This is a genomic window from Sutterella megalosphaeroides, assembly GCF_003609995.1.
Lineage (GTDB): Bacteria > Pseudomonadota > Gammaproteobacteria > Burkholderiales > Burkholderiaceae_F > Sutterella > Sutterella megalosphaeroides.
Genome location: NZ_AP018786.1, coordinates 1,982,962 through 2,000,283, shown reverse-complemented (window position 1 = coordinate 2,000,283; position 17,322 = coordinate 1,982,962). Strand labels below are relative to the sequence as shown.

The following is a 17,322-nucleotide window of genomic DNA, read 5'->3' as shown; positions in this document are numbered from 1 at the left end:
CGATTCGGGTTCGGATGAGAATAGCGCGTCTCGGGGTGAACAATCGTTCAGCTGCGCGAGGAACTGTTTCCGAACGTTGCTGCGCGCGCTTGATGTTGCTTCCGAAGGCGAACCCGATCCGAAAACAGTCGTCGAGAAGCACGTCGCATCGAGGTCATTCTACAAAACTTGGTTCCCGGGGCTACGGGTGCGGCGCGAGCTCGCCGAGAAGCCCGAGAACGTCGGGAGCGCGCACGGTGCGACAATGTCGAAAGCCCGACTGCATTTCTCTCCGGTCCCGCTTCGCTCGCTTTTTCCCTCTTTCCCGCCAACCGGTTTCAACATGCCGACCGACCGCACCGAACTCCATGAGAATCCCACCCTCCGCGTCCTCCCCCGTTCGAACGGGCTTTCGTCGCAAGACGCTCCCGCGCACGGCGCACGAACGTCGTCGGAGTCCGCTGGTTTTGCAGTTCTCGTCGCGACGCTTCTGGCCGTAACCCTGTTGATGCGCGGCCCCGTCACCGCAGTGGGGCCGCTTTCGGAGGAGATCGTCGGGCGGCTTGCGATCGGTTACGCGGAGTACGGGTTGCTTGCGGCTCTTCCGATTGCGGTCTTCGGACTTGTCTCCTTTCCGGCGCCCGGCATCGGGCAGCGGTTCGGTCTCAAGGGAGCGGCGGCGATCGCCGTGCTCCTTTTGGCAGCGGGCTCGGCGCTGAGGGGCGTCGCCTTCCCGGAAGCCCTTTGGACGGGGACGCTTCTCGTGGGGGCCGGGATCGGACTTTTGAACGTTGTCATGCCCGTCGTCGTCAAGACGTGGTTTGCCGAACGGCTCGGCCTCATGATGGGGATCTACACGGGCGTGATCGGTCTCTCGGGATCGATCGGGGGGCTCACGGCCGTGCCGCTTGCACGGGCCTTCGGCGGGTACGAAGCGACGATGCTCGCTTGGGCGGCCGCGGGCCTTGCGGGGCTTTTGCTCTGGGTCGCCTTTGCGCGCTTTCCCGCGGACGGGCGGGGCGATGCGCGGGGTGCCGGGGGGCTTTCGAAGGGCGGAATTTTCGGCTTCGGCGCACTTCTTCGCGATCCCCTCGCCTGGAGCCTCACGGCGGTGATGGGCTTGCAGTCGCTTTTGATCTACACGGTCTGCGCCTGGATGCCCGCCTTCTGGCGTTCGATCGGAATGACGGCGGAAGCCGGGGGCTTTTGGATTTTCGTCTACCTCGTCTCGGGCCTTCCCGCCTCGATCGGAACGGCGCGCTTCATGAAGGCGTGCGGGAACGACGCGCGTGCGGCATTGATTCTGACGGCGCTCTACCTCTTCGGAGCATGCGCCTGGTATTGGGGCGAAACGAACGTTCTGTGGCTTGTTGCAGGGAGTGTCGCAGCCGGGGCGGCGCAGGGCTCGATGCTTTCGGTCGCCTTTTTGCTTATGGCCAAAAAGGCCTCGAACCTCGGTCAAATGCTCGCGATGTCGGGCCTTGCGCAAGGGGCGGGCTACGTCGCGGCGGGTGCGGGGCCGTGGATCTTCGGGGCGCTCTTTGAACGAAGTGCGGGCTTTGCGCTTTCGTTCCTCTTTACGGGCGCGGTGATCCTTCTTTGGGGCGCGTCGGGCGTTGCGGCCGATCGACGGGAGAAGCTTCGCGGCGACTGACAACCTTCAGCGACCCCGCGAAGGCCGCCAGGCTCGTCAATAGAGTGAGCGCCGTCCAAAGGGCGAGAATGCCCGTCCAGCCGACGGCGTCGAGCGCCGATCCCGTCGCGCACATCGAAAGCGCCGCACCCGCGTAGCCGAGTGCGTTCAAAAAGCCCGAGACGGTGGACACACGCCCCGAGCGCTCGAATTTCAGGGGGTAGATGGCCGTGAGGAGAGAATTCACCGCCATCATCGCGGCCGTGGCCGCGGCCAGGCCCGCGATCGAGGCGCATTGCAAAAGGAGCGTCGGAAGCATGCCGGAGAGCATGACGGCGTCGCTCCCCGCCGCGGTCGTGACGGCGAGCCCCACGGAGCCCGCAAGAAAGAGGATCGCCGCCGACCGTTCGACCCGCTCGCCCGTACGGCGGTAAAGCGCTCGTGCGATGTAGGCGCCCGAAAGGTTCACGATCGGCACGGCCGTCGTGAGCATCAGGACGCTTGAGGCCGAAAGCGCAAAGCGGTCCGCGAGAAAAGCGGGAATCCAGGCGACGAGCCCGTCCTTGAGCGTCCCGTGAAGAAGGGCCGGAAAGACGAGAAAGCCGAAGCCCGCCGTGAGAAGAAAGGCAACCGTGCCCTTGTTCCTGCCTTTGTTCGTGCTCTTCATCGTGCCTTCGGTCACACTCTTCCCCGTTTCGGTGCGGGGCGCGTCGACGCTCACGGTTTTTTCAAATGCCCCCGTTCGGGCCGTGAGCCTTGGGAAAACCGCAACCCAGGCGACCGCCGCGCCCGCAAGCAGCAACGCAGGCATCCAGAAGAGACTCTCGACGGGAAAGACCGCAAGCAGGATCGCCCCGAAGACGTAGCTGGCGAGCGTCCCCGTTACCTGCGAAGACACCATGTTGATGCAGCAGTCGAGCTTGTCGCGGGGAGTGAGCATGACCGCAAAAATCCGCACGATCGGCGCCCAGATCATCGACTGCAACCACCCGTTTGCCCCCCACAAGAGGATCGGAAGGAACGTGCCGACCGAGGCGACGACGCCCGACGCCGCTCCCCCGTCGCCCGCCGTCGTGAGGAGCGCGAAGAGGGCGTTCACCGCGGCCGAGCCCGCAAGCCCCGTCAGGATCATCGTGCGCGGGTGCGCCCGATCGCCCGCAAGGCCGTTGACGAGACTCCCGATCCCGTAGGCCGCGAAGTAGGCGGTTTGAATCCAGCCGGCGGCGACGCTCGTGAGCGCTCCCGAATCGAGAAGCGGCACCATGGCGGAGGAAAAGTTGAGTCGACCGAGGTAGGACGTTCCGTAGACAAGCCAGCAGAGCCAAAAAAGCGTGCGGATGTCGGCGGGGTTGCGGAGTTTGCGCGACGAGGACATGGGACGTGCGGACCGAATCGCAGAAGGGGAAAACGAAAGAGGATACGTACGTCGCATTACAAACGCGTGACGGTCCCGTGACGATCGGTGCGGCACGACGGGCGCCTCGGCACTTTTCCCGAGAGCCTTTGCGCTCGCGCGGTCTTAAGTGCGACATTCGGAGGGTGCGACTTGCAAAACCGACGATTTTGCAAAAATGAAAATCTGGGAAAACAGAAAAAATTCAAATGTTTTCAGTGTGCTATAGGGTGTTTGTCCGATGCAGGAGATTTGTAAAAGTGCGAATAATGTAAAAACGCACGCGCTCTGCAGGGCGTCGGCTATGTGCTTTTCCCACTTTTTCCCGTTTTTCTTTCGACTGTGAGGAGGCCTTCGGTATGACCGGGCTCACCATGATTGTCATCACGCTCGCGGCTTTGGCTGTCGGGTATTTCGGATACGCACGCTGGCTTGAAAAAACCTGGGGGATCGATCCCAAGAATCCCACGCCCGCCGTGCGTCTCAACGACGGACGCGACTTTGCGCCCGCGTCGCGTTGGACCGTGTTCGCGCACCAGTTCACGTCGATTACCGGGGCGGGCCCCGTCACGGGGCCCATCATCGCGGCGATGTTCGGTTGGTTGCCCGCGCTCCTTTGGATGCTCGCGGGCGGGATCTTCTTCGGCGCCGTGCAGGATTTCACGGCTCTGTACGCCTCGGTGAAGAACAACGGCCGCTCGATCGGCACCATCATCGAAGACTACGTCGGGCGCACGGGTCGGCAGCTCTTTCTCCTCTTTTGCTGGCTCTTCACGCTCCTAGTGATCGCCGCTTTCTGCGACATGGTCGCGGGGACCTTCAACGGGTTCGCGAAGGACGGCGCGGAAATCGTCCCGAACGCGGCCGCCGCATCGATTTCGCTCCTTTACATGGTCGTGGCCGTTTTTTTCGGCTTCTTCTTGAAGTACGCGAAGCCCTCGGCGGGCGTGCAGTTCGTGACGGGCGTCGTCCTCATGGTCGCGATGGTTGCGGCGGGGATCGCGTTTCCCGTCTTCGCGGACGCCGAAACCTGGCGCTACGTCGTCTTCGCGTACCTCTTTGCGGCGTCGGTCGTGCCGATGTGGGCCTTGAAAACCCCGCGCGACTACCTCTCGATGTTCCTTTTGATCGGGATGATCCTCTGCGCCGTGGCGGGTGTCTTCATTGAGAACCCCGAAATCCGCATGCCCGCCTTCACGAGCTTTGAGGTGAACGGCCTTGACATGTTCCCGATCCTTTTCGTCACGATCGCCTGCGGTGCGGTCTCGGGCTTCCACTCGCTCGTGAGCTCGGGTACGTCCTCGAAGATGGTCGCAAACGAGTCCGACATGCGTTTGGTCGGCTACGGCTCCATGTCCGTTGAAGTCGTGCTCGGCGTCGTGTCGCTCATCGTCGTCTGCGCGGCCGCGACGGACGGCGCTCTTCCCGCGGGTACGCCCTTCCAGATCTTCTCCACGTCGGTGGCGGGCTTTTTGACCAACATTTTCGGCGTGCCGCAGGATATCGCCGCCTGCATTCTGACGATGTGCGTGTCGGCTTTGGCTCTGACGTCGGTCGACGCCGTCGCCCGCATCGGGCGCATGTCGCTGCAGGAACTCTTCATGCCGGCGAAAGGCGAAGCGATGACGCCCGTGCGCAAGCTCTTCACGAACACGGTCTTTGCGACGACCCTCACGCTCCTGCTCGGCTACGCCCTCTGCATGGCGGGCTATATGTCGGTGTGGCCGCTTTTCGGCTCGGCCAATCAGCTTCTTTCCGCTCTCGTTCTGACGGGCCTTGCGGTCTTCCTGAAGGCGACGGGTCGCAAAGGCTGGATGCTCTACGGCCCGATGGCCGTGATGCTCGCCGTCACGATGACCGCTCTCGTTCAGCAACTCGTCAAGATCGCAGAGGCCCTCGCCTCGGGTAACTTCGTCTTCATGGTGCACGGCCTCCAGGGGATCCTTGCCGTTGCCCTCATCGTGCTCGCGGTGCTCGTCGTCTACCACTCGATCCTGAAGCTTCGCGAACCCGCTCGCGTGACGAAGGAAGAAGCGGCGGCGTGAGAACGTCGCACGAACTTCACATTCCATAACCTCCGACGCAGCCCCGGCCTTCCGCGCGAAGGTCGGGGCTTTTCATGGAGAGCCCCGGGCGCCCCGCGCTTTTTCCCCTCCCGCACGATCCGCTATAGTGACGCATGCCCGCGTACGGGCGCGCCGGGGGTGTTTGAATGCTCCTCTCGGTCGTCCGGCGTCCGCATTTCTTTCTTCCGCATACCGTTCCCACCTCGATGGCACGTCTCTACAACACGCTCCTCACAGCGCTTCCTTTCCTCATTCCGATTGTTGTTCTCATGATCGCGCGCCTGCGCCCGCCCGCCTGGAAGCCGCAGCGCATCTTCCTGCGCTTGTCGCTCGGCCTTTACTTTGCGGCCCTCGGGTGCTATGCCGCAAACGCCGTCGAGGAGGGGACCCCCATGGCCTTTTTCGGGGCCTTCTACGGGACGATTCCCGACAAGACCCCGCTTGTTTTCTGGGGGTACGGCTTCGTGATTCTGGCAATCGTTGCGATGTTCTTCGTTGTGAACTGGGATACGGTGCGGCTCTTCACGCAGCGTAAGAACGCCTCCGCGTCCGACGAACGCTCGAACGGCCAAACGAAATGACGACCGAGACCACGACCGAGATCGACTCCGGCACATTCGCCCTGGATGCGCCGACGTTGCCCGCCCTGCGGGAGGCGTTGGCGCGCCGGGGTGCAAAGCCCGAACACGTGCGGCGGATTCTGCTTGCGTGGATGGGGCTCGCCCCCTGGGCGGCCGATGCGAAGTGCCGCTACCCGGCCGCTCTCACGCGGGCGTTGCCCGAGGTGCGGGCGCTCTTGGAGTCGATCGGACGAGTCGAATGTTCCGATGCGGAAACCGCCAAGCTTCTCCTTGCGATGCGTGCGGGCGACTTCGTCGAAGCGGTTCTCCTGCCGCGCGAGGGACTCTGTGTCTCGACCCAGGTCGGTTGCGCCGTTGGGTGCCGCTTTTGCATGACGGGGCGCTCGGGTCTCGTGCGCCAGCTCGGCAGTCTTGAAATCCTCGCTCAGGTGCGGGAGGGGCTGCGGCGGATGCCGACGCTCGCGAAAATCAAATTCATGGGCATGGGCGAACCCTCGCACAACCTTCGGGCCGTGCTTGAGGTGCTCGAATTTTTGGGCTCGGCCGAGGGACTCGGCTTCGCACACAAAGCGCTCACCGTTTCGACCGTGGGCGACGAGCGGCTATTCGAGGCGCTCGAACGTTCTCCCGTAAAGCCCGCGCTCGCTTTGAGTCTCCATACGACGAACGACACGATTCGGCGCGAGCTCCTTCCTCGGGCGGCCCGCATTCCGGTCGAGAAGCTACTCGACTCCGCGCTTCGCTACGGAGACCTGGCGAAATTCCCCGTGCAAATCGAATGGACGCTCCTTTCGGGCGTCAACGACGGTCTCGACGAGGCGGCGCGCCTCGCGGGGCTTCTCAAGGGGCGGCGCGCGATGGTGAACTACATCGACCTCAATGCCGTCGAAGGCTCGGACTTCCGTCCCGTACCCGAAGAGCGGGCGCAGGAACTCATCACGGTCTTGAGGCGTTCGGGTACCGTAGCAACTCTGCGAAAGAGCGCAGCCCGAACGGTCGAGGGCGGGTGCGGGCAACTGCGAGCAGTGCGTCTTGCGGGGGCGACGCGGAGCTCCGCGAAAGCGTGATTCTCCGAACGACGGAATAACGGTGACGTTCGCGAGAGTCGACCAATGGAGGCTTGAAGAGTAAGGAGAACGCCCGGGGGTTGAGCCCGGGCGTCTTTTCATAAGCGTCCCATGGGGCGCGGCGGTTGCGAGCCAAGCTCCTTCATGATGCGCTCGCCGTCTAATCTGCAGTCGTAGGGAAGGAGACGGTCTCGGTGCCGGATTTCGCATGAAAACGGGCGGGAGAGGGTAACTCGCAACCTGGGCGACAGGGGATAAGGGCTTCTGTCAGATGGTTTTCGGGGTTGTTGACGTAGGACATTTACGCTTTTTTACGGTACGTGCACATATGGTGACTCATCGAAAAGTAAACGAAAACAACAATTGCGAATTTCCTTGGTTTACATTGAATTAAGTGGTATATCGTATCTTGGGCCTTGGCTAAGGCTGAGAATCCCAAGCTATAATCTGTTTTCTTACCCACCTTTTTGGCGCAAAATGGTAGGTTTGGGTTCCGGTATTTGGTGTATTTTCGTGTACTTATTAGGAATACAGATGTGTAAACTTACCCTCCCCCCCCCCTCGGTTCTTTCTCTCGGCCTTGTGACCGTGCTCGGTCTCGGCAGCGCCGTTGCGCAAGCCGCAGCCTCTGAAACGCACACCGTCGACTTTACGGGTCGCATTTATCAGTCCGGTTGTCAGATTGACAACGACAACTCGGACAAGACCGTCAACCTCGGTGTGGCCAGCGTGGCCTTCCTGCAGAATGAGGACAACAAAACGGTCGAAAAGGACTTCAAGCTCAAGATCACCTCGTGCAAGCTCCTTTCCAATGCGGACGCAGAATACGAAGCGGGCGCCATTCCGCTTGAACTCGTCCAGCTGACGTTCGAAGATAAGAAATCGGACGCCACGGGTTCGAAAGACCCCAATGCCCTTACGGCTGTCAAAGCTGATGCCGAAGGCGAATCCGCCCAGGTGGGCATCCACATCAAGCTCAACCAAAAGGAGCTGACTTTCAATAGCGGCAGCTCCAAAGCGAAATTGAGCGAATACAGCATCACCCCGGGTGAGAGTGCCGAAGTCGGCACGACCGTTCCCTTCACGGCCTGGTTCCAGGGGATCAAGGATGCGGAACCCGTCGCCGGCAACTTCAAGGGCCAGATGACCGTCGGCTTCGAATACCTCTAAGAAGAACAACTCGGTAATCGAGAACTGCGCTTGAAGCTTGTCTTCAAGCGCTTCTTTTGTCTTCGGCTTCTTTTTTGCCATGCGAATTTCCTCCTTCCTCGCCGCGCTGGCTGCCGCCGTCGTCATGCCGCTCAGCGCTGCTCCGAACGACCTTCCTCAAGGTTTCGGCGTCGACGTGACGCGCATCGTCATCGAGAACGGGCGCCAATCGGGGAGCTGCGTTCTGACGAACGGCTCCGACGTTCCCTACGCCGCCAAAAACACCGCACTCGACTACTTCACGCGCGAACGTCGCAGTGACGTGATCGCAACGCCGCCCGTCGCCCTGATGCCCACGGGCAAGCAGGTTCGCGTCACCGTGACCGTGCTCGACCCCGAGGCCCTCCCCAAGGATCGCGAGTCGCTCTTTTTGCTTTCGAGCGAAGCGACGCCGGGCGTGGGCGACCAAAGTTCCAAAAACACGCTTCTCATCCGCTACGCCTCGCGTCTCAAGGTTTTTTATCGTCCCGAAGGTGTTGACGCCAACATGCAGGACGCCATCTGGGGGCTCGCCTGGACGCGTGACGGCAACACCCTCACGGTTGAAAACGGGTCGCCCCTTCACGTGACGCTTGCGAACGTCTCGATCGAAGGGAAGCGCTACGCCGAGCACCTGATCGTGAAGCCCTTCGAGCGAACCACACTCACCGTGGGCGAACATCCCGCCGACGCAACGGTTCGCTGGGACGGCGTCGACGACTACGGCGGCGTCGTGACGGGCCGTGTCGTTCCGGCCGTGCCTTGACGATGCGGGCCGTACTCTGGGGCGCGTTGGCGCTCCTTGCCGCGAGCCCCGCCGCCACCGTTGCCTCCGCGCTTGACTTCGACGCCAACCGCATCGAATTCTCGCGAACCCGCATCGTGCTCAATGCCGGGCGCGGGAGCGCCGCGCTCACGCTCGTCAATCGCGGACGCGACACGGTTCTGATGAATGCCGCAGTCCTCGATGCGCGCGCCGACGGTACGGCCGATCGGGATCTGTGCCGATTCGCGACGGTTGAGCGCCCCTTGAAGCCCCTCGCCGCGGGCGAGACCGAGATCGTTCGCGTCGCCCTGCTCGATGCGCCCGGTGAGGTCGAATCGCTCTGCTTTCTGCGTGCGCGCTTCATTCCGAAAGCGTCGCCCGATTCCGATACGCGCGTCACGTCGGTGCTTGCCGCCCTCGTGAAGGTTTTCCTTCGGCCCGAGTCGTTGCGCGACGTCGATCCGATCGAGCGCGCTCGAAGCGACTTGAAGCTTGAGAAGACTGCGGGCGGGCGCATGGCGATTCGCAACGCCACGCCGTTTTGGCTCACCCTGGATTCGCTCGAGGTCGCAGGTAAGCCCGTGCTCGCTCCCGACGCTCGCAAACCCATGCTTGCCCCGATGACGGGGCACTACGAATTCGATGCTCCGGCGTCGTCCCTCGTCGAAGCGCGGTTGCTCGACGACGAAGGCCGCCCGAGCAATCCCCTGCGATGGAACACCGAACAATGACGCCACTCCGACAGCGAACACTCGCTATCGCTCTTGCGGCCGTATTTTCGGCGCCGCTTCATGCCGACGACGACGTTACGGTCGACGCGGCGCCGCTTACGGCCGAGGCTGCGGCCGAGCTCGACGCGGCCTTTGATGCCGCAACCCTCAAGTCGCTCTTCGGGCGCGACGTTTCGATTTCCGACCTGCAGTCGCACGAGTCCGAATCGATCGTCGGCAGCCGCGCCTACGACATTCTCGTGAACGGCCGCTTCGTGCAGCGCCAGGTCGTGACGGTCGAGTCGACGGGCACGCGCTATCGCGTGCGCTTTCCCGCCCGTCTTTTGGCGGACCTGCCTTTTGACGAAACGAACCCCGATCTGCCGGAAGCCTTCCGAGCGCTGAAGCCCTCGACCCTCGTTACGACCGACCAGGTCTCGACTCTCATTCCCGGGACCCGCGTTCGGGTGTCGACCGTGGAGCAATCGATCGACTTTCTCGTTCCGGAGAGTTGGTTCAGCGCCCGTCGTCCGACGCTTGCGCCCGTTACCTCTTGGGATTGGGGCGAGCCCGCGTTGCTTGCGAACTACCGACTCTCGGCCGACCGACGCTTTACGTCCGGGGGCGACGATGCGGACCATTTCTACGGGTCCTTCAACACTCGGGCGAACTTCGACCGCTGGCGTCTCATCGCCGACGGGAGTTTTTCCTACGACCGAACGGGCCAAGCCTCGAACAACGACACGTCTCTGCAGAACCTCTACCTCACTCGGATCTTCCCCGAGACGCGCTCGCGTCTCAAGGCCGGGAACTTCACGACGTCGCCCTTCTTTTCGCAGGGCGTGACGATACGCGGGGCGGAGCTCTATGTCGACACGAGTCTTACGGCCGACGACGAACTCGATTTCGTGCCGGTCGTGACGGGTTACGCCCAAACTCAGGCGCGCGTTACGGTGCGCCGTGCGGGGTATGTGATCTACGAACGCATCGTCTCCCCGGGCGCCTTTACGCTGCAGAATCTTCCCGCCTCGATCGGCTCGGGTGACCTTGAGGTCACGATCACGGAAGCGGACGGGCGCGAGCGCGTTTTCGTCGTCCCCTTCACGACGAACGCCAAACAGCTGCGCACCGGGAAGACGCGTTGGTCCGTTGCGGCGGGCGTTCTCGACCGTTCGGGCCTCGGATCCGATCCCGCCGTCCTCGCACTCGACGCGGGCTACGGGCTCCCCTTCAACACAACGATTTTCGGCGCGAACCAAACGACGCCCGACTACTTCAACGGCCTGGTCGGCGCCGCATGGATGATTCCGATCGTGGGGAGCGTCGACGCCCAGTGGCGCTACGCGCGCTCCGACGTCGACGACAACCATCGAAACGGCCGGGGTTGGGCGTTGGGTTGGAACCGCTACGTCGAAGCGACGGGCTCCTACCTCTCGCTTCAGTACGAACACTACGAAGCGGGCGACTACCGCACGATCGACGAAGCGTATCGTCCGAGCGACCGCTATGGACTTCGCGGCGCCCTCAAGTCGCGCTGGAGCCTCAATCTCTCGCAGACCATGAACAAATATGGGAGCCTCTACGCCTCGATGCGACGCGAAGAGCGCGAGGACAACCGGGGAAATTCCTCCTACTCGGTCTCGTGGAATACGACCGTGCGGGGAATCGGCGTCAATTTGTCGGTCCAACAAACCCATTACTCGGGGTTCGAAGGCGGGCGTGACCGCACGGCGGCCCTTCAGTTCACGATTCCGCTTGACGTCTTGACGGGGAGCGCCGCCCACTTCGGGCACACGATCGGTACGGGCTTCGTCTACACGGACGACGGCGTCGACACGTCGGTTTCGGCGTCGGGTTCGGCCCTTGAAAACGGAGACTTCTCGTATTCGCTTCAGGCCGAGCATTCCCAGTCGGGCGACGCCAATCGGTTCTCGGCCTCGGCCGACTACCGTGCCAACCGGGTGCGCGCGGGTCTCAACGTGAGCGCTTCGGACGGGAACTACGCGCTGGGTGGGTCGCTTTCGGGCGGCGTTGCGCTCCTCTCGCAGGGGCTCTACCTCACACGCGAACTCTACGGCGGTCACGTCGTCGCGCACTTCCCCGACGTGCCCGAGGCCGTGTTCAAGAACGGGATCGATTCGACCCATGCGGGCGAGACGAGCATCGTCACGCACCTCAACGAGTACCGAGTCAACGACCTGACGGTCGACGTCGATGCGTTGCCTCTCAACGTGCAATTGCCCGTCTACCTGAAACGCGTCGTCCCGGCGGACGGCGCCGTCGTGTCGATTCCCTTTGAAACGCTGCGCGGGCGCCGGGTGCTCGCGTCGCTCACCGATGCGAGCGGCGCGCCGCTACCCTTCGGGAGCACCGTGATGCTCGAAGGGCGCGACGCCTTTGCGCTCGAAACCGTCACGGACGAAGAAGGCCGTGCGTACTTCGGGGCGCTCCCCCTCGAAGGCGCGTTGTCGGCTCGCTGGAAGGACGACGGCAACCGTCCGCAACGGTGTCGCGCTCCCTATCGACTCGACTCGCTGACGCCCGACAACAAGGTTCAGCGCATCACGCTCGTATGCCGTCCCTATGATGAAACCAAGTGATATGACTTCTCGGACCTCAAAGCACGCGGCCGCGACCCTGGTCGCTCTCGGGCTCGCCCTTGCCGCACAAACGGCGACCGCACAAACGATCACGATCGACGACGAAGCCCTCGCCAGAGCCATGACAACGGGTGTCCTCTGGGAGAGCGAGCTCATCTCGCGCTCTCCGACCTTTAAAGCCCCGCTCTTTGATGCGCTCGGCTCCACCGGAGGGGGGATCGGCCAGGGGAGTGATAAGCCTGTTTCGGCTCCTATCGATCTGGGTCACGGTCTTCAGCTTGCCGTTACGGGGCATCTGGACCTCGACACCTTCAGCGCGGTGAGCGTCAGTCTCGGCAAGGCCGAAACCGACATGCCTCACGAAAATCCTTGGGGCGCCGTCACTTCGAAAAACATTCGAAACTACCCGGCCTACGTTGAAATTGTCAAAGTCGCCGAGCTCTTCAATTACGCACAATTCAACGCCAACGTGCGTGTTCAACTTGTGTGTAAAGAGGGCCCCTGTTCCAAGGAGACGATTCGCAAACTCGTCGAAACCCGACAGGTGTCGACTCCCGGATTGCAATTGACGGTCATGGTTGGCAATCTTCTCAACCTGATTGTCAACATTCTCGAAGTGCGAAGCGGCGACCCCGTTTTGCTGCCCCCCACGGACTTTGTCTTCGGCGAAGACTGCAAGCTCTCGCTCTCAACAAAGGTCGTTCAATTCAAAACGCTGGATGCCTTGAACTTCGCGCCGCAAGAGATGGTCGTCGACTCGCGCGAGACGACGCTCACATACGGCTGCGGGCGATGGGCCGCACAATCGGCCGTCAACGTGACGCTCCGTCCCACGGACGGGACGTACCCGGGGACGAACGAAGCCAAGTTCCGCGACTACGAGGATCTCTCGCTCGTCTATAAGTTCGGCTCGACGCCGCCCGACTTCTGCAGCGACGGCGAAGCATGGAACGTCCCGCGCGAGGCGGGCGCCCTTGATAGCGACGGGCGCCTCACGATGCCTCTTGTTTGGGGGCTCTGCCAACGAGGTACTGCGAGACGCGCGGGCGATTACGCCACGACGGTGGAAATCACCGCCGAATTTCAGTAAGGGGGAATCGTTATGGTTCGATTGGCCACACCGATTGTTTGGGCCGCGGCCGTCTTCGCGGTCGCTCCTGCGACGGCCGAGGACTTCACGACGCTCGACCTCCGTGTCACGGGACGCATTGTGGCTTCGTCCTGCCGCTTTGCGTCGACCTCGACCGCTGACGTCGATTTCGGCCGTATGATGCTCTCCGAGTTTCGCGAGGGGGAAACGGCCGGAACCCCGCAGGCCGTCACGCTGAGCTTCGAGGGGTGTCGTCTTTCTCCGGCAGGCTGGTACCCGCCGACGGGCGTCATCGACGACACCGTCCACTTCGATACCATTCGCATCTCCCTGCACGACGTAGGGGGTTACGGCGAAGCGGCGTCCGAAGGGCTTGTCTCGTCGAAGGGAGCCGTCGTGCGCCTCACGACACGTACGGGGCGAACGCTCGTTTGGGAAAACGGCTTGACCGAGATTGAGGAGCAGGACGTCGACTTCGGCGCCGACGCCACATCGCCACAAACGATCGACTTGAAGGCCGAACTCTATACCGCCGTCGGCCGCAACGTGACGGCGGGCGAACTCAATGCCCGCATGGAGGTGCGCTTTGAATATCTTTAAAACGACCGCCGCGGCCCTCGGCTTCCTGCCGGCACTGCTCTGTGCCGCCACCGTCACGGTCCCCGTCTCGGGACGCGTCGTCGCACAAGGCTGCCGCTTTGCAAGCGACACCGGCCGAACCGTGCCTTTTAGTTTCGGTACCTTCGCCGCGAGCGACTTCGCGACCGTCGGGACGCGATCGCGAACGATCGAACAGTCGTTTCGCGTGACGGGGTGCAACTTGCTCGACTCCGACGCCGTCGCGCTCACTCGGTTTACGTTTGTGGATCACGGCGAACCCGACGACGGACTCCCCGTCGACGGCGCCGTCTTTACGGGCGTTGACGGACTCTATGTCGAGTTCACTCTCAACGGCGTTAAAGTCGGGTTTTCTCAAGGCTCGGCCTTCCTCAACGTTTCCGATCTCTCGAATGTCACGGCGGAACAACGCTTCACCGTCGCCGCGCAGCTCGTGCGCGGCGAAGGAAAGCTCGGCAGCGGAAGTTTCGAGCGCTATATCGAGCTTGGCATCGAGTACTTCTGAGGCGACCCGGGGAAACGAAAAAACGCCCGGTTTCACGCCGGGCGTTCTTCTTCGGGCGCTTTCGGAGCCGCGGCGGTTGCGTTGCGGCCCCGAAGCGGGAATCACTTGTCGGCGGGCTTGCCGAACCACTTCACGTGGAGTTCGTCGAAGGTGCCGTTTTCCTTGAGCGTCTTCAGGGCGGCGTTCATTTCGTCGCGAAGCGTTTCGTTCTTCTTCGAGACGACCATGGCGAATTGGTCGGCCGTCGCCATTTCCGGAAGGTGCACGGTCTGCGAGGCGATCGAAGCGTTCTGAGCGAGGATGTAGTCCGTGACGGGCTTGTCGTTGATGACGGCGTCGGCGTTGCCCGCGAGCATGTTGAGGATGGCATCCCCGGCACTGTTGAAGTTCGAAACCTCGGTGCCCTCGATTTTCTTCGCGGCCGCGGCGCTCGTCGTACCGATCTGAACGGAAATCTTCTTACCCTTGAGGTCCGCAAAGCCCTTCACGGTGTCGTTCCCTTTCTTGACGACGATCGTCAGGCCCGACGTGTAGAAGGGGTCCGTGAAGAGGACGCGCTTCGCGCGTTCGGGGGTGATCGAAAAGCCCGAGGCGCCCGCATCGACCGTACCCGAGAGAATGGCGGGGAGAATCGCGTCGAAGTTGAGCGTGACGAGCTCAAGGTCGCGGTTCATGACCTTGGCCATCTCGCGGATGAGATCGACTTCGAAGCCCTGCACGGCACCCGTCTTCGAATCTTGGAATTCAAACGGGGGGAACGTCGGGTTGGTGGCGACTTTCAGAGGCGAGGCGGCAAGCGCGGCGCCCGAGAGCATGAGAGCAACGAGGCCGGCAGCGGCCGTTTTGGCGAACGACATGGTTTCTCCTGTGAGCGGTAGGGGGTGGCGGCGCGACGCGAAAGGCGTGTTTCGAGAGGCGCTCGTCTCGCCACGTTCAAGGCGCAAACGTGCGAGCGGTTCGAAAACTATAGGCGAAGGCCGCGCCCGAAAACGTTCGCAATCGGGTTTTCACCGTCCCGAAAAATCGTCTTTTTTGACTCGAAAAAGCTTTTCTAAGGGCGAGGACCTATAAATCGAAGGCGGTCGAGCAATAGGTTTTTCATGTCGAAAAACAACCGACTTCAGAGGGGCTTTTGTCGGCAAAAATGTCGACAAATCGACCTTTCGGCGACTGTTTGTAGCGCTTTTCCAAAGATCGTGCAAGGGCCGCCCGACGGGGAATTTCTCGATTAGAATCCACGAATCCGACAGCCTATTCCCTAGGCGTGTCGCCCCTCGGTACCGCACGCAAAGATGCGCCAACGAGGGTCGTTGTTTTTTCGGATGCCGCGGCCCGGTGCCAAGGCGCGTGCGGTCGCAGGACCGACCCGCCGCCCCGCAAGGCCGCTCGTCCCGAGGGTCTCGGGTGCGGGAATTCCGCACGCGGGGCCCGCCGAATCGAAGGAATCGTCCGTTCTATGCGCACCCACTACACCAATGCCGTCGTTTTCTCGGGCAACGCCGACGCACCGTTGTTCACGGACTTTTACGTCGAGGACGGACGCTTCGTCGCGGCCGACGAACCGATGCGCAGTTGCGAGCCTCTCATCACCGTCGACCTGAAGGGGGCCTTTGTGATGCCCGCCTTCATCGACGCGCACACGCACGCGAGTCTGGTGGCCTCGAGCCTCTCGGGGGCCTTTCTGACGCCGCCCGCCGTCCGAACGATCGACGAGCTCGTCGAAGCGCTTCGTGCGACGAAGGCCGCGCAAACGGGCGAAGGGTGGATCGAAGGGGCGGGATACGACGAGAGCCTCCTTGAAGGGAACGTCACCCCGACGCGTTGGGACCTCGATCGGGTGTCGACCGAGCAGCCCGTTCTTATCCGCCGCTCCGACTGCCATTCGGCCGTCGCGAATTCGAAGGCCCTGGAGCTCGCGGGTTTGACCGACGCTTCGCCCGACCCCGAAGGGGGCGCCCTTGGGCGCGACGCGGACGGGCGCTTGGACGGACGCCTGATCGAAACCCCCGCCGTGCGCCTCGTCGAGCGCGCCGCGGGCGGCACCGTCACCGAAGAGGACCTCATCGCCCGGGCGCTCTCCGCGGGGAACCATTACCTTGAGCGCGGCATTCTCAACGTCACCGACATGATGACGGTGCGTCGCCCGTACGACCCCCTCAAAATCTGGCGCGAAGCCTGCCGTCGGGGGTTGCCGCTCGATGTCGACCTCTACCTCACGTGGCTGGGGGGCGAAGACCCCTACGGGATGCCCGACCTCGACGAATCGGAAACGACGGGTCCGGTGCGCTACGCGGGCGTGAAGCTGTTTGCGGACGGGTCGATCTCGGGTCGCACGGCGGCGATGCGCGAACCTTTCCGTCTGACGGACGAAGAAACGGCTGCGGGCGTTGCGCCCAAGAACGGAGAGTTGCTCCTTACCGAACCCGTCTTCCGTGCGGCTTTGGCGTACGCCAAGCGTAACGGCATTCAGGTGTCGGTCCACGTCATGGGCGATGCGGCCATGGACGCGATCCTCAACTGGCTTCGCGACGAAGACGACTGGCTCGAAGGGATTCCGAGCCTTCGCATCGAACACGCGACCTTCTTCCGACCCGATCAGCTCGAAAAGCTCGCGAAGCTCTCGATTCGCCCCGCCGTGACGACGCAGGTCGTCTTCCCCTTTGCCGAATACCCCTCGTATCGGGCGTTCCTCTCCGAAGCGGACCGCAACGCCTGCTACCCGGTACGTTCGATCGCGAAGGCGGTGGACGCGTTTGCGCTCTCGTCGGACGCGCCCGCCACGACCTGGTCGGACCCCGATCAGGTGTTCGTCTCCGTGCAGGCGGCCGTCACCCGTCGTGACGCGACGAACACGGTCTTCGGCGGGCACGAAGCGGTCGACGTCGCCACGGCGCTCTCGCTCTACACGGGCCGTGCGGCGCTCGTTCTCCCGACCGAAGGCACCGTGGGGATCATCGAGCCCGGAGCGCGCGCTCACTTCGTCGTCCTCACCGCCAACCCCTTCAAGGTACACACCGCGAAGCTCGGTGAAATCCGCGTGGCGGCCCTCTACCGCGACGGGATCGAGCGCTGGAAGCGCGAGGACTGACGCGACCGTCAAGTCAAGCAACACGAAAGCGCACGCAA

General features: G+C 62.7%; 14 protein-coding genes. 12 read left to right on the top strand and 2 right to left on the bottom strand.

The annotated features are described in order from the left end of the window. Window positions 1-322 precede the first annotated feature (322 nt). Window positions 323-1,633 carry an MFS transporter gene (locus S6FBBBH3_RS07895; protein ID WP_120177867.1) on the top strand — a complete coding sequence of 437 codons (1,311 nt, stop codon included), beginning with the start codon at window positions 323-325 and terminating at the stop codon, window positions 1,631-1,633. Here S6FBBBH3_RS07895 and S6FBBBH3_RS07890 read toward each other — a convergent pair. Next, complete coding sequence (locus S6FBBBH3_RS07890) at window positions 1,557-2,987, bottom strand: MFS transporter (protein WP_170143889.1); 1,431 nt, start codon at window positions 2,985-2,987, stop codon at window positions 1,557-1,559. The two genes, S6FBBBH3_RS07895 and S6FBBBH3_RS07890, sit on opposite strands and share 77 nt — an antisense overlap. Before the next feature lie 377 nt (window positions 2,988-3,364). Here S6FBBBH3_RS07890 and S6FBBBH3_RS07885 point away from each other — a divergent pair, with 377 nt between their 5' ends. The 10 genes from S6FBBBH3_RS07885 to S6FBBBH3_RS07840 all read left to right on the top strand — a co-directional run bounded on the left by S6FBBBH3_RS07885 (window position 3,365) and on the right by S6FBBBH3_RS07840 (window position 14,196). After that, window positions 3,365-5,050, top strand: coding sequence for a carbon starvation CstA family protein (locus tag S6FBBBH3_RS07885; RefSeq protein WP_120177228.1), 1,686 nt, complete (start codon window positions 3,365-3,367; stop codon window positions 5,048-5,050). A gap of 227 nt (window positions 5,051-5,277) precedes the next feature. Next, window positions 5,278-5,652: a hypothetical protein gene (locus S6FBBBH3_RS07880; RefSeq protein ID WP_123957681.1), complete on the top strand. Its 375-nt coding sequence runs from the start codon at window positions 5,278-5,280 to the stop codon at window positions 5,650-5,652. Then, window positions 5,649-6,719, top strand: coding sequence for a radical SAM protein (locus tag S6FBBBH3_RS07875; protein ID WP_120177226.1), 1,071 nt, complete (start codon window positions 5,649-5,651; stop codon window positions 6,717-6,719). Before S6FBBBH3_RS07880 ends, S6FBBBH3_RS07875 begins: the two co-directional genes overlap by 4 nt. A gap of 534 nt (window positions 6,720-7,253) precedes the next feature. Next, complete coding sequence (locus S6FBBBH3_RS07870; RefSeq protein WP_170143888.1) at window positions 7,254-7,889, top strand: fimbrial protein; 636 nt, start codon at window positions 7,254-7,256, stop codon at window positions 7,887-7,889. A 79-nt stretch (window positions 7,890-7,968) separates the two neighbouring features. Then, entirely contained in the window at window positions 7,969-8,673 is a 705-nt protein-coding gene (locus tag S6FBBBH3_RS07865; protein ID WP_123957680.1) for a fimbrial biogenesis chaperone, read from the top strand. 2 nt (window positions 8,674-8,675) lie between these two features. Continuing rightward, on the top strand, window positions 8,676-9,404 hold the full coding sequence (locus S6FBBBH3_RS07860) for a fimbrial biogenesis chaperone (RefSeq protein ID WP_123957679.1): 729 nt from the start codon (window positions 8,676-8,678) through the stop codon (window positions 9,402-9,404). After that, window positions 9,401-11,983, top strand: coding sequence for a fimbria/pilus outer membrane usher protein (locus tag S6FBBBH3_RS07855; RefSeq protein WP_170143887.1), 2,583 nt, complete (start codon window positions 9,401-9,403; stop codon window positions 11,981-11,983). Before S6FBBBH3_RS07860 ends, S6FBBBH3_RS07855 begins: the two co-directional genes overlap by 4 nt. A gap of 1 nt (window position 11,984) precedes the next feature. Then, a complete protein-coding gene (locus tag S6FBBBH3_RS07850; protein WP_120177221.1) occupies window positions 11,985-13,073 on the top strand; it encodes a hypothetical protein in 1,089 nt (362 codons plus the stop codon). A gap of 21 nt (window positions 13,074-13,094) precedes the next feature. Further along, entirely contained in the window at window positions 13,095-13,673 is a 579-nt protein-coding gene (locus S6FBBBH3_RS07845; protein WP_170143886.1) for a fimbrial protein, read from the top strand. After that, window positions 13,660-14,196, top strand: a complete 537-nt coding sequence (locus S6FBBBH3_RS07840; RefSeq protein ID WP_120177219.1) for a fimbrial protein — start codon at window positions 13,660-13,662, stop codon at window positions 14,194-14,196. The genes S6FBBBH3_RS07845 and S6FBBBH3_RS07840 overlap by 14 nt, the downstream gene beginning before the upstream one ends. Before the next feature lie 101 nt (window positions 14,197-14,297). Here S6FBBBH3_RS07840 and S6FBBBH3_RS07835 read toward each other — a convergent pair whose 3' ends face one another. Further along, window positions 14,298-15,053 (bottom strand): basic amino acid ABC transporter substrate-binding protein, encoded by a 756-nt coding sequence (locus S6FBBBH3_RS07835; protein ID WP_120177218.1) that lies wholly within the window; start codon window positions 15,051-15,053, stop codon window positions 14,298-14,300. Between the two features lie 599 nt (window positions 15,054-15,652). Here S6FBBBH3_RS07835 and S6FBBBH3_RS07830 point away from each other — a divergent pair. Further along, a complete protein-coding gene (locus S6FBBBH3_RS07830) occupies window positions 15,653-17,284 on the top strand; it encodes an amidohydrolase (RefSeq protein ID WP_120177217.1) in 1,632 nt (543 codons plus the stop codon). Window positions 17,285-17,322: the final 38 nt, after the last annotated feature.

Excerpts from the sequence above, each read along its gene's own strand:
- S6FBBBH3_RS07885 (WP_120177228.1), top strand. The coding sequence starts at position 3,365 with ATGACCGGGCTCACCATGATTGTCATCACGCTCGCGGCTTTGGCTGTC.
- S6FBBBH3_RS07855 (WP_170143887.1), top strand. The coding sequence starts at position 9,401 with ATGACGCCACTCCGACAGCGAACACTCGCTATCGCTCTTGCGGCCGTA.
- S6FBBBH3_RS07890 (WP_170143889.1), bottom strand. The coding sequence starts at position 2,987 with ATGTCCTCGTCGCGCAAACTCCGCAACCCCGCCGACATCCGCACGCTT.
- S6FBBBH3_RS07895 (WP_120177867.1), top strand. The coding sequence starts at position 323 with ATGCCGACCGACCGCACCGAACTCCATGAGAATCCCACCCTCCGCGTC.
- S6FBBBH3_RS07875 (WP_120177226.1), top strand. The coding sequence starts at position 5,649 with ATGACGACCGAGACCACGACCGAGATCGACTCCGGCACATTCGCCCTG.
- S6FBBBH3_RS07865 (WP_123957680.1), top strand. The coding sequence starts at position 7,969 with ATGCGAATTTCCTCCTTCCTCGCCGCGCTGGCTGCCGCCGTCGTCATG.
- S6FBBBH3_RS07830 (WP_120177217.1), top strand. The coding sequence starts at position 15,653 with ATGCGCACCCACTACACCAATGCCGTCGTTTTCTCGGGCAACGCCGAC.
- S6FBBBH3_RS07860 (WP_123957679.1), top strand. The coding sequence starts at position 8,676 with ATGCGGGCCGTACTCTGGGGCGCGTTGGCGCTCCTTGCCGCGAGCCCC.
- S6FBBBH3_RS07870 (WP_170143888.1), top strand. The coding sequence starts at position 7,254 with ATGTGTAAACTTACCCTCCCCCCCCCCTCGGTTCTTTCTCTCGGCCTT.
- S6FBBBH3_RS07880 (WP_123957681.1), top strand. The coding sequence starts at position 5,278 with ATGGCACGTCTCTACAACACGCTCCTCACAGCGCTTCCTTTCCTCATT.
- S6FBBBH3_RS07835 (WP_120177218.1), bottom strand. The coding sequence starts at position 15,053 with ATGTCGTTCGCCAAAACGGCCGCTGCCGGCCTCGTTGCTCTCATGCTC.
- S6FBBBH3_RS07850 (WP_120177221.1), top strand. The coding sequence starts at position 11,985 with ATGACTTCTCGGACCTCAAAGCACGCGGCCGCGACCCTGGTCGCTCTC.